The sequence below is a fragment of the Mesorhizobium sp. DCY119 genome, assembly GCF_003590645.1.
In the GTDB taxonomy this organism is placed as follows: domain Bacteria; phylum Pseudomonadota; class Alphaproteobacteria; order Rhizobiales; family Rhizobiaceae; genus Mesorhizobium_M.
Window position 1 is genome coordinate 2,701,309 of sequence record NZ_CP031834.1, and the last position, 12,336, is coordinate 2,713,644.

The window sequence follows — 12,336 nt, forward strand, 5'->3', positions numbered from 1 at the left end:
TTCAATATCTTCGATTGCAGAGTGTGATTTATGTACCGGGATGCTCAACTTCAAATGAAGTAACCGAGACATCGCCTGGGGTCATCGTCACGGGATTGTGTGCCGGGACGTGAATGCGCGCCCCGGATATTCCATCAGTGATTGTCGGCGCGTTCCTGAATGATCGCCGCGCGCTCCTGCGCGTTGGTCGCGCCAACTGTCGATGAGATCGCAGCCTGCGAGGAATGGTCGATGTTGGTCGGCTGCTTGACGACGACCGAAACCGGCGCGGCGTCATGAGCCGTCTTGATCACCGAATTCGCATTCTGGGCAAGGGCGATACCGGAGGTCATCAAAACCGCGGTGAGTGCAATGATTGTCTTCTTCATCTGTATTCTCCAAAAGTTCGTCGTGACCGCGACAAGGAGTTTTCCGCCGGCATGGGAGGAAAGACACGCCAACCGGTGTTCCGGTGGAGTGGTCAAAGCTGCCGGTGATTTTTGGAAATCCCTCGTGTTGGACGATCAACACGGCTCATATGGGTGAGGGCGCCCGCGAAAGTAAGTCGGCTGACGATCAACAGGATGCGATCCCGTGAGAGTGCCATTCACGCAAGCGTGATTCCTCTTTGCAGAACCCTGGCGGTACGCGCGAGTCGCGGGACAGGGGGTGCCGAGACGTCAGAAAATGAGGCCGGAAATTGGCCGCAAAATTTCTTTCGGGCACCAAGAAGCGGCCGAATTCTCTCCCGATGCCCTGGGGTCAGGCCTTGTAGATGACCTGCCGCACGTCGATGTATTCGGCGCGGAAACCGGCTTCGCAATAGTGGAGATAAAACTCCCAGAGCTTCTTGAAGCGGTCGTCGAAGCCCAACGGAACGATCTTTTCCCAGGATTCCCAGAAGCGCAGCCGCCATTCGGCAAGCGTGCGGGCGTAGTCCTGCGGGAAGACGCGCTCGCGCAGATAGGAAAGGCCCTGATCGGCACCGAGCGACTTCAGGATCGCCGGTGTCGGCAGCATGCCGCCCGGAAAGACGTAGCGCTGGATGAAGTCCGGCCGGCTGCGGTAGATCGAATAGGCGCTTTCGTTGATGGTGATGATCTGCATGCCGGCAGTGCCTCCCGCCTTCAGGCAGTCCTTCACCTTGCCGAAGAACACCGGCCAATATTTTTCGCCGACGGCCTCGAACATCTCGATCGAGGCGATGCGGTCATATTTGCCGGTTTCGTCGCGATAATCCTGCAGCTTGATCTCGACCTTGTCGGAAAGGCCGGCCTTGGCGATGCGGGCGGTGGCGAAATCATGCTGCTCGCGGCTGATCGTCAGGCCGGTGACCCGGCAGCCGATTTCACGCGCCGCGAATTCGGCGAAACCGCCCCAGCCGCAGCCGATCTCCAGCACATGGTCCTTGGCGCGGATCCCGACATCCTTGGCCAATGCGCGGTATTTCGCGGTCTGCGCGCTTTCGAGATCGTTGGCCCCGGCTGAAAACAGCGCCGAGGAGTAGGTCATGGTCGGGTCCAGCCATTCTTTGTAGAAGGCGTTGCCGAGATCGTAGTGGGCCGAAATGTTCTTCTTCGAGCCGCGATACGTGTTCTCGTTGAGCCAATGGCGGACGCGCTGAACCGCATTCAGCAGCCAGCTCGCGCCGCCTGCCAGACGTTCGCCAGTTTCGGAGTTGACCACGAAGAGCTCAAGAAACGAGGTCACGTCCGGGCTTTCCCAATCGCCGTCCATATAGGATTCGGCAACGCCGATCGTGCCGCCGGTGAAGGCGCGGCCGGGCAGGCGCCAGTTGTTCAGCACAAGCTGCGCGTCCGGGCCGGGCGCCTTGCCGCCGACCAGCACGGAGCGTCCGTCGGGCAAGGTGATCTTGAGCGAGCCGCGGGCGAGGTTCATGGCTGCCGACAGCACCATGCGCGCCTTGGCCGGCAGGCCCCTCGCCACATCGGCGAAATTGCGTTCATCCAGCCTTATCGCGTCGTCGGATGCGGCGTGATCCTGCGTCATGTCAGATCCCCGATTTCGTCGCCGAAGCCGGCGCATGCCCCTCGCATGCCATCAGCTTCCCTCTCATTCACCGGGCTCGAACGCTCCACCATGATCACGGTAGCAGACCGTTTCGAGAGCCGGTGGGCTCCTTCTGAAACGGGCGCCCTTCAACCACAGTTTCAGCGCTTCCCAGTGGATTCCTGCCATGATCTTCCATGTCATCAAGGGAAACATCAAGAGGCAGAGCGAAAGGGAGGCAGTGCCAAGCTTTTCACGCCCCTGACCGAGAACGCTTTTCGCCGCCTGACCGGCTAAAAGGTCTCAACCGGTCATTTACGATCGGATTGCGCAGGCGGTGGTAGTGTTGAAGGCATTGGGGTATCGTGCGCGCATGCGCTATGTCGTTGCCGTGGTCATCGTCACCGTCTTCCTGATCTGGGACGCCACGTCCAATCAGGGCCGTTACCTCGACCATGGCGTGCGGCTGTTGCGCCACGCGGTGAGCTACTTCGGCGGCTGATCGACGAAATTGCCGGCAGGCTGCGGCTGAAAGCCCTTGTCTTGAGAGATTGACGCGGGCGCGATAGCGACCCAAAAGACGCCTCGGGAATTCAGGAGGCGTACGTGATCCGGCATATCGTGTTTTTCAGCGCCAAGCGGAAGGAAGATGTCGCGGCTGTCCGCGACGGGCTGCAGGCGCTGGCCTCGATCCCGCATTCCGATCACTTCGAAGTGACCTTCAACACCAAGGTCGATCCGCTCGGAAACGAGATCGACGTGGTGGTCTATGCCGAATTCGCCGACGAGGCCGCACTTGCCGCCTACAAGGCGCATCCGACCTATGATGCGACGACGCGAAAGGTGCGGCCGCTACGCGAATTGCGCTTCTCGGCCGATGTGGTGGCCGAAGGCGCCTGACGGCGTCAGCTCAGGCTGCTTCGCTGCGCAGCATCGCCTGTTCGTGGTCCGAGGGGCGGTGGCCTCTGAGATAGAGCGCGCAAGTCGTGCGCAGCATTGACGCGAAGTTCGGTATCTCGCCGTTTATCTCGATCGCCTCGTCGTAAAGCTTCGATATGAATTTCGGCGTCGTCAGCCCCTGGCCGTCGGCGATCTCGTCCAGCAGCGCCCAGAACGTCGCTTCAAGCTGGATGCTGGTCGAGTGGCCGCCAATGCGAATCGAGCGGTTGATCTGGCGATAGCCTTCCGGATCCTGTCCGGCAAAAACCCTGCACATCTTTCATTCCTCCCGGTTTTTCTTGGTTTTGGCGGGCGCTTGAGTCCGCTGATGGCATATTCGACGGAAATGCAGTTCGCCGCAATCGAACTTTGGTGCCTAGCCTGATTGTAACCGGCGATCATTTTCCTGCGTGGTAATGGGCTGCCACCACCTTTGATGCACCGCGCTCATAATCGATTCCAGATAGACGGCGTAACGATTACGGAGACAGGTTTGGCCAAAGCGATACACATGATGATCCGGGTTCTTGAAGAAACCCGGTCCGTTGATTTCTACAGGCAGGCATTCGGGCTCGAAATCGCCGACAGGCTGGATTTCGAGACGTTCACGCTCGTCTATCTGCGCAATCCCGAAGCCGACTTCGAGGTCGAGCTCACCATCAACAAAGGCCGCGAGGAACCTTACACGCTGGGTGACGGCTACGGCCATGTCGCCTTCTGCGTCGATCATCTCGACGTCGAGCATGCCCGTTTCGAGGCGCTCGGCCTCGCTCCACGCAAAATCGTCGAATTCAACCGGGAAGGCGCTTTGCTGGCCCGGTTTTTCTTCGTCGCTGATCCGGATGGCTACCAGATCGAAGTGTTGCAACGGCACGGCCGCTACAAATAGGGACGGGGCGATCCGCACTCGGGAGGAGTGCGGCCCAGCCAGCAAGAGCGCCTGCGGGCGCATAGCAAGCAAGGGAGGAACAAGAATGGTCACGATCCATGAAGGCAGGCCTGGCCTGTCGCGCCGCGAGTTGCTGAAACGCGGCGGCGTGGGCGCCGCACTGCTCGTCATCAGCGGCAGCGCCGTCATCAGCCCGCAACATGCCTGGGGGCTCGAAACGACGGCCCTCAAGCCCGAGACGATGGCGACGCTGATCCAGATGGCGCGCGACATCTATCCGCACGACCAGGTGCCGGACAAATATTACGCCATCGCCGTCAAGAGCCATGACGAACTGGCCGGCAAGGATGCTGCCCACAAGGAACTCATCGAAAAAGGCATCGCCGATCTCGATCAGAAGGCCGGTGCCGGCGGCTATGCCGGGCTTGGCTGGGAGGAGGAGCGGGTGAAGCTTCTCCAGGGTATCGAGGACACGCCGTTCTTCCAGGCGATCCGGGGCGGACTGGTTGTCGGGCTCTATAACCAGAAGGAGATCTGGCCGATCTTCGGCTATGAGGGCGAGTCCTACTCCAAGGGAGGCTACATCGCGCGCGGCTTCGACGACATCGAGTGGCTTTAGAGCCCGTTTCGTCAAGCCATTGCAATTATTGACCTTTGGGAGGAAACCATGGTCGCGAAATATGATCTGAACGATGACAAGGTCGTCGTAATCATCGGCTCCGGCGCCGGCGGCGGCACACTCGGCAACGAACTCGCCCAGAAGGGCATCGACGTTGTCATACTCGAGGCAGGCAACCGTTACGAATATGCGGATTTCATCAATGACGAGTGGGACAGCTTCGCCCAGCTCTCCTGGGGCGATCCGCGCACCGCTTCCGGCGGCTGGCGCGTCGCCAAGGATTTTTCGGGCCTTCCGGCCTGGATCGTCAAGGCTGTCGGCGGAACGACCACGCATTGGGCCGGTGCATCGCTTCGCCTGCAGGATCATGAATTCAAGGCGCTGACCCATTACGGCAAGATCGAGGGCGCGAATCTGCTCGACTGGCCGCTGACGCTGGCGGAACTCGAACCATACTACGCCAAGGCCGAAGACAAGATGGGGGTGACCCGCACCAACGGCATCGAAGGCCTGCCGGGAAACAACAATTTCAAGATCCTGAAGGCCGGCGCGGACGCGCTTGGCTACAAGGAATGCCACACCGGCAATATGGCGATCAATTCCGCCGAGCGTGATGGCCGGATGGGCTGCCAGCAGACCGGCTTCTGTTTCCAAGGCTGCAAATGGGGCGCGAAATGGTCGACGCTCTACACGGAAATCCCCAAGGGCGAAGAAACCGGCAAGCTGGAGGTTCGTCCCAACAGCCATGTCGTCAAGATCGAGCATGACGACAGCGGCAAGGTGACGAACGTCGTTTACGCCGACAAGGACGGCAAGCTGCAAAGCCAGAAGGCGCGCATCGTCTGCGTTGCCGGCAATTCGATCGAAAGCCCGCGGCTGCTGCTCAATTCGGCATCGTCGAAGTTTCCGGACGGACTTGCCAATTCGTCGGGGCAGGTGGGCAAGAACTACATGCGCCACACCACCGGCTCGGTCTACGCGATCTTCGACAAGCCGGTGCACATGTATCGCGGCACGACCATGGCCGGCATCGTGCGCGACGAGGCAAAGCACGATCCTTCGCGCGGCTTTGTCGGCGGGTATGAACTGGAGACGCTGTCGCTTGGCCTGCCGTTCATGGCCGCCTTCCTCAATCCGGGTGGCTGGGGCCGAGGGTTCACCACGGCACTCGACCACTATGACCATATGGCCGGCATGTGGATCGTCGGCGAGGACATGCCGCAGGAACAGAACGCGGTGAAACTACATGGCGAGATGAAAGACAAATACGGCATGCCGATACCGGACGTCTGGTTCACCGACCATGCCAATGATGATGCCATGCGCAACCATGCCTACAAGCAGGGCATGGCCATGTATGACGCTGTCGGGGCAACGCGGACGTTCCCGACGCCGCCTTATCCGTCCACGCACAATCTCGGCACCAATCGCATGAGCGAGAAGGCGTCGGATGGTGTGGTCAACAAGTTCGGCCAGACGCACGACATCAAGAACCTGTTCGTGTCGGACGGCAGCCAGTTCACCACCGGCGGCGCGGAAAACCCGACGCTCACCATCGTGACGCTGGCGATCCGGCAGGCAGATCATATCGCCAAGGAGATGGCGGCCAAGAACATCTAGGACGACCTCCCCGAGACCCTGCCTCCGGCGTGGAATGTCTTTTCGACATTCTGCGCCGGATTTTTTGTGCGCAAGCTGTGCCAAAAATGGATGCATGAGCGCCTTCTGCGCAGAATTTGTGCAGCGCACAATATCGATTGCACTAATATAACCCATAGTTGTGCAAGGGCGATCGTGCGCGATCTCACCCGCATCATCATATCTATTTGAAAATGCAGGGATAACCGTCTCCTGTCTGAATCGGGCGTCAATTGGCACGGCGATTGCATTGCTTCTTGTGTGCGAGTCGCGGGGGGCTCGCATACCAGTTTCGGGATTTTCATCCCAAAGTCGTTGCCTTCGAGGGGAAGGCGCTCGACCGGAGCGCGGCGTCACGATCGCGCCCGGTCGAGCCAGCTATCTGGGACTTGGTGCCCGCCCACATGGACATTGCGCGCAAAGCCTTTATTCATGTTGGGCAGGGCGCTTTGCCCCAACAGGCAGAAAATGCTCAGACCGCAGAAAATCCCGATCAGCCAGATCTATGTGCCGACGGAGCGCCGCAAGACGCTGCATCCGGACACTGTTCGGGTGATTGCCGAGAGCATCGTCGAAAACGGCCAGCAGACGCCGATACAGGTGCGCTTCGACGGCAAGCGCTATGTGCTCATCGAAGGGCTGCACCGGCTCGAAGCCGTGAAATGGCTCGGCGAGACGACGATCGATGGCTACATCGTGCAAGCCAAGCGGCACTAGAGACCTTTGCCTCGCCGGAGCGAATTCTGAAAAGGTCTCCTAGATCTCAGCCGTGATGGCCCTTTGCCACCTCCTGCGTCAGCGTGGTGATGAAGCGCTTGGTGCGCTCGCGCTGCGGATTGTCGAAGACCTCGCGCGCCGGGCCGGTTTCGACGACCACGCCGGCATCCAGAAACACGACTTCGTTGGCGATGGATGAGGCAAGACGAAGGTCGTGCGTGGCCATGACCATCGTCGTGCCCTCCCTGGCGAGATCGCTCAGAACATCCACCACTTCCTGTGCGAGTTCGGGGTCGAGCGCCGATGTCGGCTCATCGCACAGCAGAACCTTGGGCGAGGGCGCCAGCGCGCGCGCAATCGCGACGCGCTGCTGCTGGCCGCCCGAAAGCGTTGCCGGCCATGCATCGGCCTTGTGGGCCATGCCGACCTTTTCGAGCAGTGCCGCAGCCCGCTCGCGCGCCTTGGCCTCCGGCCATTTGAGCACGGTGGTGAGACCTTCCATGACGTTTTCGATCGCTGTGCGATGCGGGAAAAGCTGGAAATTCTGGAACACCATGCCGGTCTGGCGGCGCAGGCGCTGGATCGCGGCGGTTGCGACCTTCTGGCCGGGACGGAACTCCAGCCGGTCGTTGCCGATGCGCACTGCGCCTGAAGTCGGGATTTCCAGAAGGTTGATGCAGCGCAGAAGCGTGCTCTTGCCGCCGCCCGACGGGCCGACGAGCGCGGTCACCGTGCCTTCCTTGATGGCGACGGAGACGCCCTTGAGGACCATCAGGTCGCCGAACTGCTTTTCGATGTTTTCCAGACCGATCATGACCGTGCCTCGATAAAGCCGCCATAACGCCCGAGGCGGTGTTCAAGCCGGACCTGAAGCTGTGACAGGATCGAGCTCAGCGCCAGATAGATGAGTGCTGCCTCGACATAGAGGATCAGCGGTTCGTATGTGGTGGCGACGATGCGCTGCGCGGCCTGGAACAGTTCGGGCACGGTGATGGCCGCGGCAAGCGACGTGTCCTTGACCAGCGAAATGAAGGTGTTCGACAGCGGCGGTACGGCCACGCGGGCCGCCTGCGGCAGGATGGTGCGGCGCATGGCCTGCGACCATGTCATGCCGATCGAATAGGCCGCTTCCCACTGGCCCTTCGGCACCGAGCCTATGACGGCGCGGATGATCTCGGAAGTATATGCGCCGACATTCAGGGTGAAGCCGATCAAGGCGGCGGGGAAGGCATCGAGCACGATGCCGACGCTGGGCAGGCCGTAGAAGATCAGGAAAAGCTGTACCAGAAGCGGCGTGCCGCGGATGATCCAGACATAGAAGCGCACGATCGCGACAAGCGGTGCGGGGCCGAAGAGCCGGATGATGGCCACGATCAGCCCGAGCGTGAGGCCAAGCGCAAAGGACAAGAGCGTGAGCGGGGCCGAAAACACGACAGCCGCCCATAGAAGCGGCCCGAGCGAATCCAGCATCAATTGAAGCCAGTGGGGCAAGGTATGTTCCTCCGGTCCCTACTTAAATTTCTCAGGAGCCAAGGTGCGGCTCGCGGATATGATCTAATTATCGGGAAAGGTTGCAGGTTTTTCGCAAAAGATCATGCGCAAAATGAAAGGCGGACCGGCCTGCCGGCCGATCCGCCTCATTGCATGCGATGCGACTACTTCGAAACGTCCTGTCCAAAGTATTTGTCGGAGATTTTCTGGTAGGTGCCGTCCGACTGGATTTCCTTCAGCGCCGCATTGATGGCCTCGAGCAGTTCGGGCTCGCCCTTGCGGATGATGACGCCGGAATAGTCGGCCTTGTCCTCGGTCGCGGCGATTTTCACGTTGGCGTCGGGCTTGTGCTTCTTGAAGTCGAGGAAGGACAGGCTGTCGTTGATGGTGGCGTCAGCGCGACCGTTGAGCACGAGCTGGATCGACTGGTCGAAGCCGTCTGTGCCGACCAAAGCGGCACCCGATGCCTCGGCGAGCTTGCCGAAATTGCTGGTCAGCGACTGCGCCGACTTCTTGCCCTTGAGATCGGCAAACGTCTTGATGTCCTCATTGTCGCCGCGCACGATCAGTGCTGCCTTGGAGGCGATGTAAGGCTCGGAGAAATCGTATTTCTGCTTGCGTGCGTCGGTGATGCCGACCTGATTGATGACGGCGTCATAACGGTTGGCGTCTAGGCCGGCGATCAGCCCGTCCCAGCGGCCTTCGAGGAATTCGGCCTTCACGCCGAGACGCTTGGCGATCTCTTCGCCGATTTCCACGTCGAAGCCGACAAGCTTGCCCGCGGTGTCATGATAGGTGAAGGGCGCGTAGGTGCCCTCGGTGCCGATCTTGAAGACGCCTGCGCTCTTGACCTGTTCAAGGTTGGAGCCGGCATGGCCGGGAGCGAGCGCCAGAAGCTGCAAGGCACCGGCGACGAGCAGCGTGTTCAACCATTTCATGGTGTTTGATCCTGAAGTTTCCCGGCTCATGGCCGGTCAATTGCGAAGAACCTGCAGACTGTCAGAACGATAGCACGAATGGAACGCGAATATTTTTCCAAGGAACGGGATTTGTAAAATCCTGATCCTGAGACTTGCACTTATATGAAATCATATTGCGTGAAATCTGATCGCATTTGACCCATGCGAAAATTACGTGACCCTGGACTCCGTCGGCTTGACCGGCAGTTCGGCTGACGAGAACCAGACATCACGATAGATGGCCGTGGCGGTTTCGTCAGGCGCCTTGTCGGCAGTCAGCCAAAGCGAGCGCGTTCGGGCCGCTTCCCGCTTGCCTGGTACCTTTGTGCAGCCTTCCGTGCTCGAAGCGCCGACGCAGGGAATGAACCAGGACGGCATCAACGGTTTTACTGAGAAGCCGGTGGCCGCGCGCCGGACCAAAAGCGCAACGCCGACCTCGTCGGCCGGCCGCCATGGAAAGATCATGCGCCCATCGGGACGCAACGCCTGCAACCAGGACGGTGGCGGGCAGGCGACACCGGCGTTGACGTAGATCAGGTCGCATTGCGGGATCGGAAGGACCGTGGCGTCTCCCACGATGACGGACGCATTCTCGAAAGGTTCCAGATTTTGGCGTGCCTGGCGCGCAAGGTCGGGTTCGAGTTCGAACGCCTCGACCTTTCCGCCCGGCAGAACCAGCACCGACATCATGGCGGTGTAGTAGCCGGTGCCGGTGCCTATGTGACAGACGGTTTCGCCGGGCTGGAGCGCAACCGCACCTAACCATGCTGCGTGCAGATAGGGCTCGCCATTGTTGATGCCCTTGTCCGCATCGAGTGCGACGAGCGCATTCTGATAGAGGTAGATGGGGTCGGCGCTGGGCGTTTGGACATAATGGCGGTGGTTCACCATGATCTTCCACGGTCCGGGCGGCATAAAGGCTTCGCGCGGCACCAGTTCGAACACCCGCTCCAGCCTCGGGTCGCTGGAATTGCTCGCGGCAAACATCAAGCTGGCGTAGAAGGCCCGCACTTCATCGAGATCCCTGCCTTTTCGCATGCCTGCCTGTCTCCTCGCGAATGATATTACGCAGGCAGACCGGCGGCGCGTCAACGCCGAACCCTGTATGAAAGCTCGACAAGTTGAATGCTGTACACTGATTTTGCTGTGTTATTCTTCCATTGGCTTGGGTGAGTCGGCCAATCATCGTCAGAGTGAATCAGGTGTTCGAGTGCGTGCAAAGCGAGGCCGCAAGGCTGGCGCAAGCAAGCGCGCTCACTGTCTACATTCAAGTTTGTTGCTGTTCCTTGTGTTTTGACAATCGGGCAAGGGGAAAGCCGGATGCAGCACGTTATCGAAGATAGTCTGAAGCCGCGCCTGACCGAACGTGTGGATATCCTCACGGCGGTCAACATTCTGCGGTCGCGCGGCTATCGCAATGAAGACCTTATCGCCGAGATCACGAGGTTGTTCTACGTCGATCTCGACGAATACAACGACGTCGTGCAACTCAGCGCGTAACGACGGGTCAAACCACGACAGATCACCGTGAGGCGGAGCCTCACAGCGGGATGTTGTCGTGCTTCTTCCAGGGATTCTGCAAATCCTTGTTGCGCAGCATGCGCAGCGCGCGCGCGACACGCCGGCGTGTCGAATGCGGCATGATCACCTCATCGATATAGCCGCGCTCGGCGGCAACGAAGGGCGACAGGAAACGATCCTCGTAAGCCTTTGTGTGGGCTGCGATTTTCTCGGCGTCGCCGATATCCTTGCGATAGATGATCTCGACCGCGCCCTTGGCGCCCATGACCGCGATCTGCGCTGTCGGCCAGGCATAGTTCATGTCGCCGCGCAGATGTTTCGAGGCCATGACGTCATACGCACCGCCATAGGCTTTTCGCGTGATGACGGTGATTTTTGGCACGGTCGCTTCGGCATAGGCAAACAGCAGCTTGGCACCGTGCTTGATCAACCCGCCATATTCCTGCGCCGTGCCGGGCAGGAAGCCGGGCACGTCGACGAAGGTGACGATCGGGATGTTGAAGCAGTCGCAGAAGCGAACGAAGCGCGCTGCCTTGCGGCTGGCATCCGAATCCAGCACGCCGGCCAGAACCATCGGTTGATTGGCGACGAAACCGACGGTACGGCCTTCGATACGGCCGAAACCAGTGACGATATTCTTGGCAAAGCTCGGCTGTATCTCGAAGAAATCGCCTTCATCGGCGGTCTTAAGGATCAGTTCCTTGATGTCGTAGGGCTTGTTGGCGTTGTCCGGGATCAGCCGGTCGAGCGACAGATCGTGGTCGGTGACCGACTGGAAGCACTCGATCTCCGGCAGCTCGGCGGTGTTGGAGGCCGGCAGGAAATCGACCAAGCGGCGCATCTGCAGCAGCGTCTCGACATCGTTGTCGTATGCGCCATCGGCGATCGAGGATTTCGTCGTGTGGATGGAGGCGCCGCCGAGGCTTTCGGCCGTCACCGTTTCGTTGGTGACGGTCTTCACAACATCAGGGCCGGTGACGAACATGTAGGACGTGTCGCGCACCATGAAGATGAAGTCGGTCATGGCCGGCGAATAGACGTCGCCGCCCGCGCATGGGCCCATGATGACGGAGATTTGCGGGATGACGCCCGAGGCCAGCACGTTGCGCTGGAAGATTTCGGCATAGCCGCCGAGGGCGGCGACACCTTCCTGGATGCGCGCGCCGCCGGCATCGTAGAGGCCGATGATCGGCGCGCGGTTGCGCAGGGCCATGTCCTGCACCTTATGCACCTTCTCGGCATGCGCCTCGGACAGCGAGCCGCCGAAAACGGTAAAATCCTTGGCGAAGAGATAGACCGGCCGGCCGTTGACCGTGCCCCAGCCGGTGACGACGCCGTCGCCGGCGATCTTGGTGCCTTCCATGCCGAAATCGGTCGAGCGATGCTCGACATACATGTCGAACTCCTCGAACGAGCCTTCGTCGAGGAAAATCTCGATACGTTCGCGGGCGGTAAGCTTGCCCTTCTTGTGCTGGGCTGCGATGCGAGCCGGGCCGCCGCCGGCGCGAGCCATTTCGCGGCGGCGCTCAAGTTCCTTCAGCACATCTTTCATGACGAATGTTTCCCCGGGGTAA

At 60.2% G+C, this 12,336-nt stretch carries 15 protein-coding genes and 1 pseudogene; 7 read left to right on the forward strand and 9 right to left on the reverse strand.

Annotated elements, in window-relative coordinates; genetic code table 11:
• Positions 1 to 134: 134 nt before the first annotated feature.
• From DZG07_RS13085 to DZG07_RS13095, 3 genes and pseudogenes are all read right to left on the reverse strand, one after another.
• Positions 135 to 368, reverse strand: coding sequence for a hypothetical protein (locus DZG07_RS13085; protein ID WP_091913489.1), 234 nt, complete (start codon positions 366 to 368; stop codon positions 135 to 137).
• A 373-nt stretch (positions 369 to 741) separates the two neighbouring features.
• A complete protein-coding gene (locus tag DZG07_RS13090; RefSeq protein ID WP_119817697.1) occupies positions 742 to 1,989 on the reverse strand; it encodes a cyclopropane-fatty-acyl-phospholipid synthase family protein in 1,248 nt (415 codons plus the stop codon).
• Between the two features lie 63 nt (positions 1,990 to 2,052).
• Positions 2,053 to 2,247 (reverse strand): annotated as a pseudogene (locus DZG07_RS13095) (DUF1365 family protein); the annotation flags it as partial.
• Between the two features lie 85 nt (positions 2,248 to 2,332).
• On the opposite strand from DZG07_RS13095, the gene DZG07_RS23865 reads away from it, so the two are divergent.
• Positions 2,333 to 2,491: a hypothetical protein gene (locus DZG07_RS23865; RefSeq protein WP_162931515.1), complete on the forward strand. Its 159-nt coding sequence runs from the start codon at positions 2,333 to 2,335 to the stop codon at positions 2,489 to 2,491.
• A gap of 104 nt (positions 2,492 to 2,595) precedes the next feature.
• Positions 2,596 to 2,889: a Dabb family protein gene (locus DZG07_RS13100; protein ID WP_091913492.1), complete on the forward strand. Its 294-nt coding sequence runs from the start codon at positions 2,596 to 2,598 to the stop codon at positions 2,887 to 2,889.
• A 10-nt stretch (positions 2,890 to 2,899) separates the two neighbouring features.
• On the opposite strand, the gene DZG07_RS13105 is transcribed toward DZG07_RS13100, so the two are convergent.
• A complete protein-coding gene (locus DZG07_RS13105; protein ID WP_091913494.1) occupies positions 2,900 to 3,205 on the reverse strand; it encodes a ribbon-helix-helix domain-containing protein in 306 nt (101 codons plus the stop codon).
• Positions 3,206 to 3,421: 216 nt separating this feature from the next.
• On the opposite strand from DZG07_RS13105, the gene DZG07_RS13110 reads away from it, so the two are divergent.
• The 4 genes from DZG07_RS13110 to DZG07_RS13125 all read left to right on the forward strand — a co-directional run bounded on the left by DZG07_RS13110 (position 3,422) and on the right by DZG07_RS13125 (position 6,791).
• Positions 3,422 to 3,817 carry a VOC family protein gene (locus tag DZG07_RS13110; protein ID WP_119817700.1) on the forward strand — a complete coding sequence of 132 codons (396 nt, stop codon included), beginning with the start codon at positions 3,422 to 3,424 and terminating at the stop codon, positions 3,815 to 3,817.
• Between the two features lie 85 nt (positions 3,818 to 3,902).
• Positions 3,903 to 4,436 (forward strand): twin-arginine translocation signal domain-containing protein, encoded by a 534-nt coding sequence (locus tag DZG07_RS13115; protein WP_119817702.1) that lies wholly within the window; start codon positions 3,903 to 3,905, stop codon positions 4,434 to 4,436.
• Between the two features lie 48 nt (positions 4,437 to 4,484).
• Positions 4,485 to 6,056: a GMC family oxidoreductase gene (locus DZG07_RS13120; RefSeq protein WP_119817705.1), complete on the forward strand. Its 1,572-nt coding sequence runs from the start codon at positions 4,485 to 4,487 to the stop codon at positions 6,054 to 6,056.
• Positions 6,057 to 6,542: 486 nt separating this feature from the next.
• Positions 6,543 to 6,791 (forward strand): ParB N-terminal domain-containing protein, encoded by a 249-nt coding sequence (locus DZG07_RS13125; protein ID WP_091913722.1) that lies wholly within the window; start codon positions 6,543 to 6,545, stop codon positions 6,789 to 6,791.
• A gap of 46 nt (positions 6,792 to 6,837) precedes the next feature.
• On the opposite strand, the gene DZG07_RS13130 is transcribed toward DZG07_RS13125, so the two are convergent.
• The 4 genes from DZG07_RS13130 to DZG07_RS13145 form a co-directional block, all read right to left on the reverse strand.
• Positions 6,838 to 7,605, reverse strand: coding sequence for an amino acid ABC transporter ATP-binding protein (locus DZG07_RS13130; RefSeq protein WP_119817708.1), 768 nt, complete (start codon positions 7,603 to 7,605; stop codon positions 6,838 to 6,840).
• The gene (locus tag DZG07_RS13135) at positions 7,602 to 8,282 is read right to left on the reverse strand and encodes an amino acid ABC transporter permease (RefSeq protein ID WP_091913503.1); all 681 of its coding nucleotides are present in this window, start codon (positions 8,280 to 8,282) and stop codon (positions 7,602 to 7,604) included. The genes DZG07_RS13130 and DZG07_RS13135 overlap by 4 nt, the downstream gene beginning before the upstream one ends.
• Positions 8,283 to 8,446: 164 nt before the next feature.
• On the reverse strand, positions 8,447 to 9,220 hold the full coding sequence (locus DZG07_RS13140) for an amino acid ABC transporter substrate-binding protein (RefSeq protein WP_119817711.1): 774 nt from the start codon (positions 9,218 to 9,220) through the stop codon (positions 8,447 to 8,449).
• A 192-nt stretch (positions 9,221 to 9,412) separates the two neighbouring features.
• Positions 9,413 to 10,279: a protein-L-isoaspartate O-methyltransferase gene (locus tag DZG07_RS13145; protein WP_119817714.1), complete on the reverse strand. Its 867-nt coding sequence runs from the start codon at positions 10,277 to 10,279 to the stop codon at positions 9,413 to 9,415.
• A gap of 282 nt (positions 10,280 to 10,561) precedes the next feature.
• Between DZG07_RS13145 and DZG07_RS13150 the strand changes: the two genes are divergently transcribed.
• Positions 10,562 to 10,741: a hypothetical protein gene (locus DZG07_RS13150; protein WP_091913509.1), complete on the forward strand. Its 180-nt coding sequence runs from the start codon at positions 10,562 to 10,564 to the stop codon at positions 10,739 to 10,741.
• A 40-nt stretch (positions 10,742 to 10,781) separates the two neighbouring features.
• Here the strand turns inward: DZG07_RS13150 and DZG07_RS13155 are convergent, their stop codons facing one another.
• Positions 10,782 to 12,314: an acyl-CoA carboxylase subunit beta gene (locus DZG07_RS13155; RefSeq protein ID WP_091913511.1), complete on the reverse strand. Its 1,533-nt coding sequence runs from the start codon at positions 12,312 to 12,314 to the stop codon at positions 10,782 to 10,784.
• Positions 12,315 to 12,336 lie beyond the last annotated feature (22 nt).

Excerpts from the sequence above, each read along its gene's own strand:
- DZG07_RS13120 (WP_119817705.1), top strand. The coding sequence starts at position 4,485 with ATGGTCGCGAAATATGATCTGAACGATGACAAGGTCGTCGTAATCATC.
- DZG07_RS13105 (WP_091913494.1), bottom strand. The coding sequence starts at position 3,205 with ATGTGCAGGGTTTTTGCCGGACAGGATCCGGAAGGCTATCGCCAGATC.
- DZG07_RS13145 (WP_119817714.1), bottom strand. The coding sequence starts at position 10,279 with ATGCGAAAAGGCAGGGATCTCGATGAAGTGCGGGCCTTCTACGCCAGC.
- DZG07_RS13130 (WP_119817708.1), bottom strand. The coding sequence starts at position 7,605 with ATGATCGGTCTGGAAAACATCGAAAAGCAGTTCGGCGACCTGATGGTC.
- DZG07_RS13140 (WP_119817711.1), bottom strand. The coding sequence starts at position 9,220 with ATGAAATGGTTGAACACGCTGCTCGTCGCCGGTGCCTTGCAGCTTCTG.
- DZG07_RS13115 (WP_119817702.1), top strand. The coding sequence starts at position 3,903 with ATGGTCACGATCCATGAAGGCAGGCCTGGCCTGTCGCGCCGCGAGTTG.
- DZG07_RS13090 (WP_119817697.1), bottom strand. The coding sequence starts at position 1,989 with ATGACGCAGGATCACGCCGCATCCGACGACGCGATAAGGCTGGATGAA.
- DZG07_RS13150 (WP_091913509.1), top strand. The coding sequence starts at position 10,562 with ATGCAGCACGTTATCGAAGATAGTCTGAAGCCGCGCCTGACCGAACGT.
- DZG07_RS13125 (WP_091913722.1), top strand. The coding sequence starts at position 6,543 with ATGCTCAGACCGCAGAAAATCCCGATCAGCCAGATCTATGTGCCGACG.
- DZG07_RS13085 (WP_091913489.1), bottom strand. The coding sequence starts at position 368 with ATGAAGAAGACAATCATTGCACTCACCGCGGTTTTGATGACCTCCGGT.
- DZG07_RS13155 (WP_091913511.1), bottom strand. The coding sequence starts at position 12,314 with ATGAAAGATGTGCTGAAGGAACTTGAGCGCCGCCGCGAAATGGCTCGC.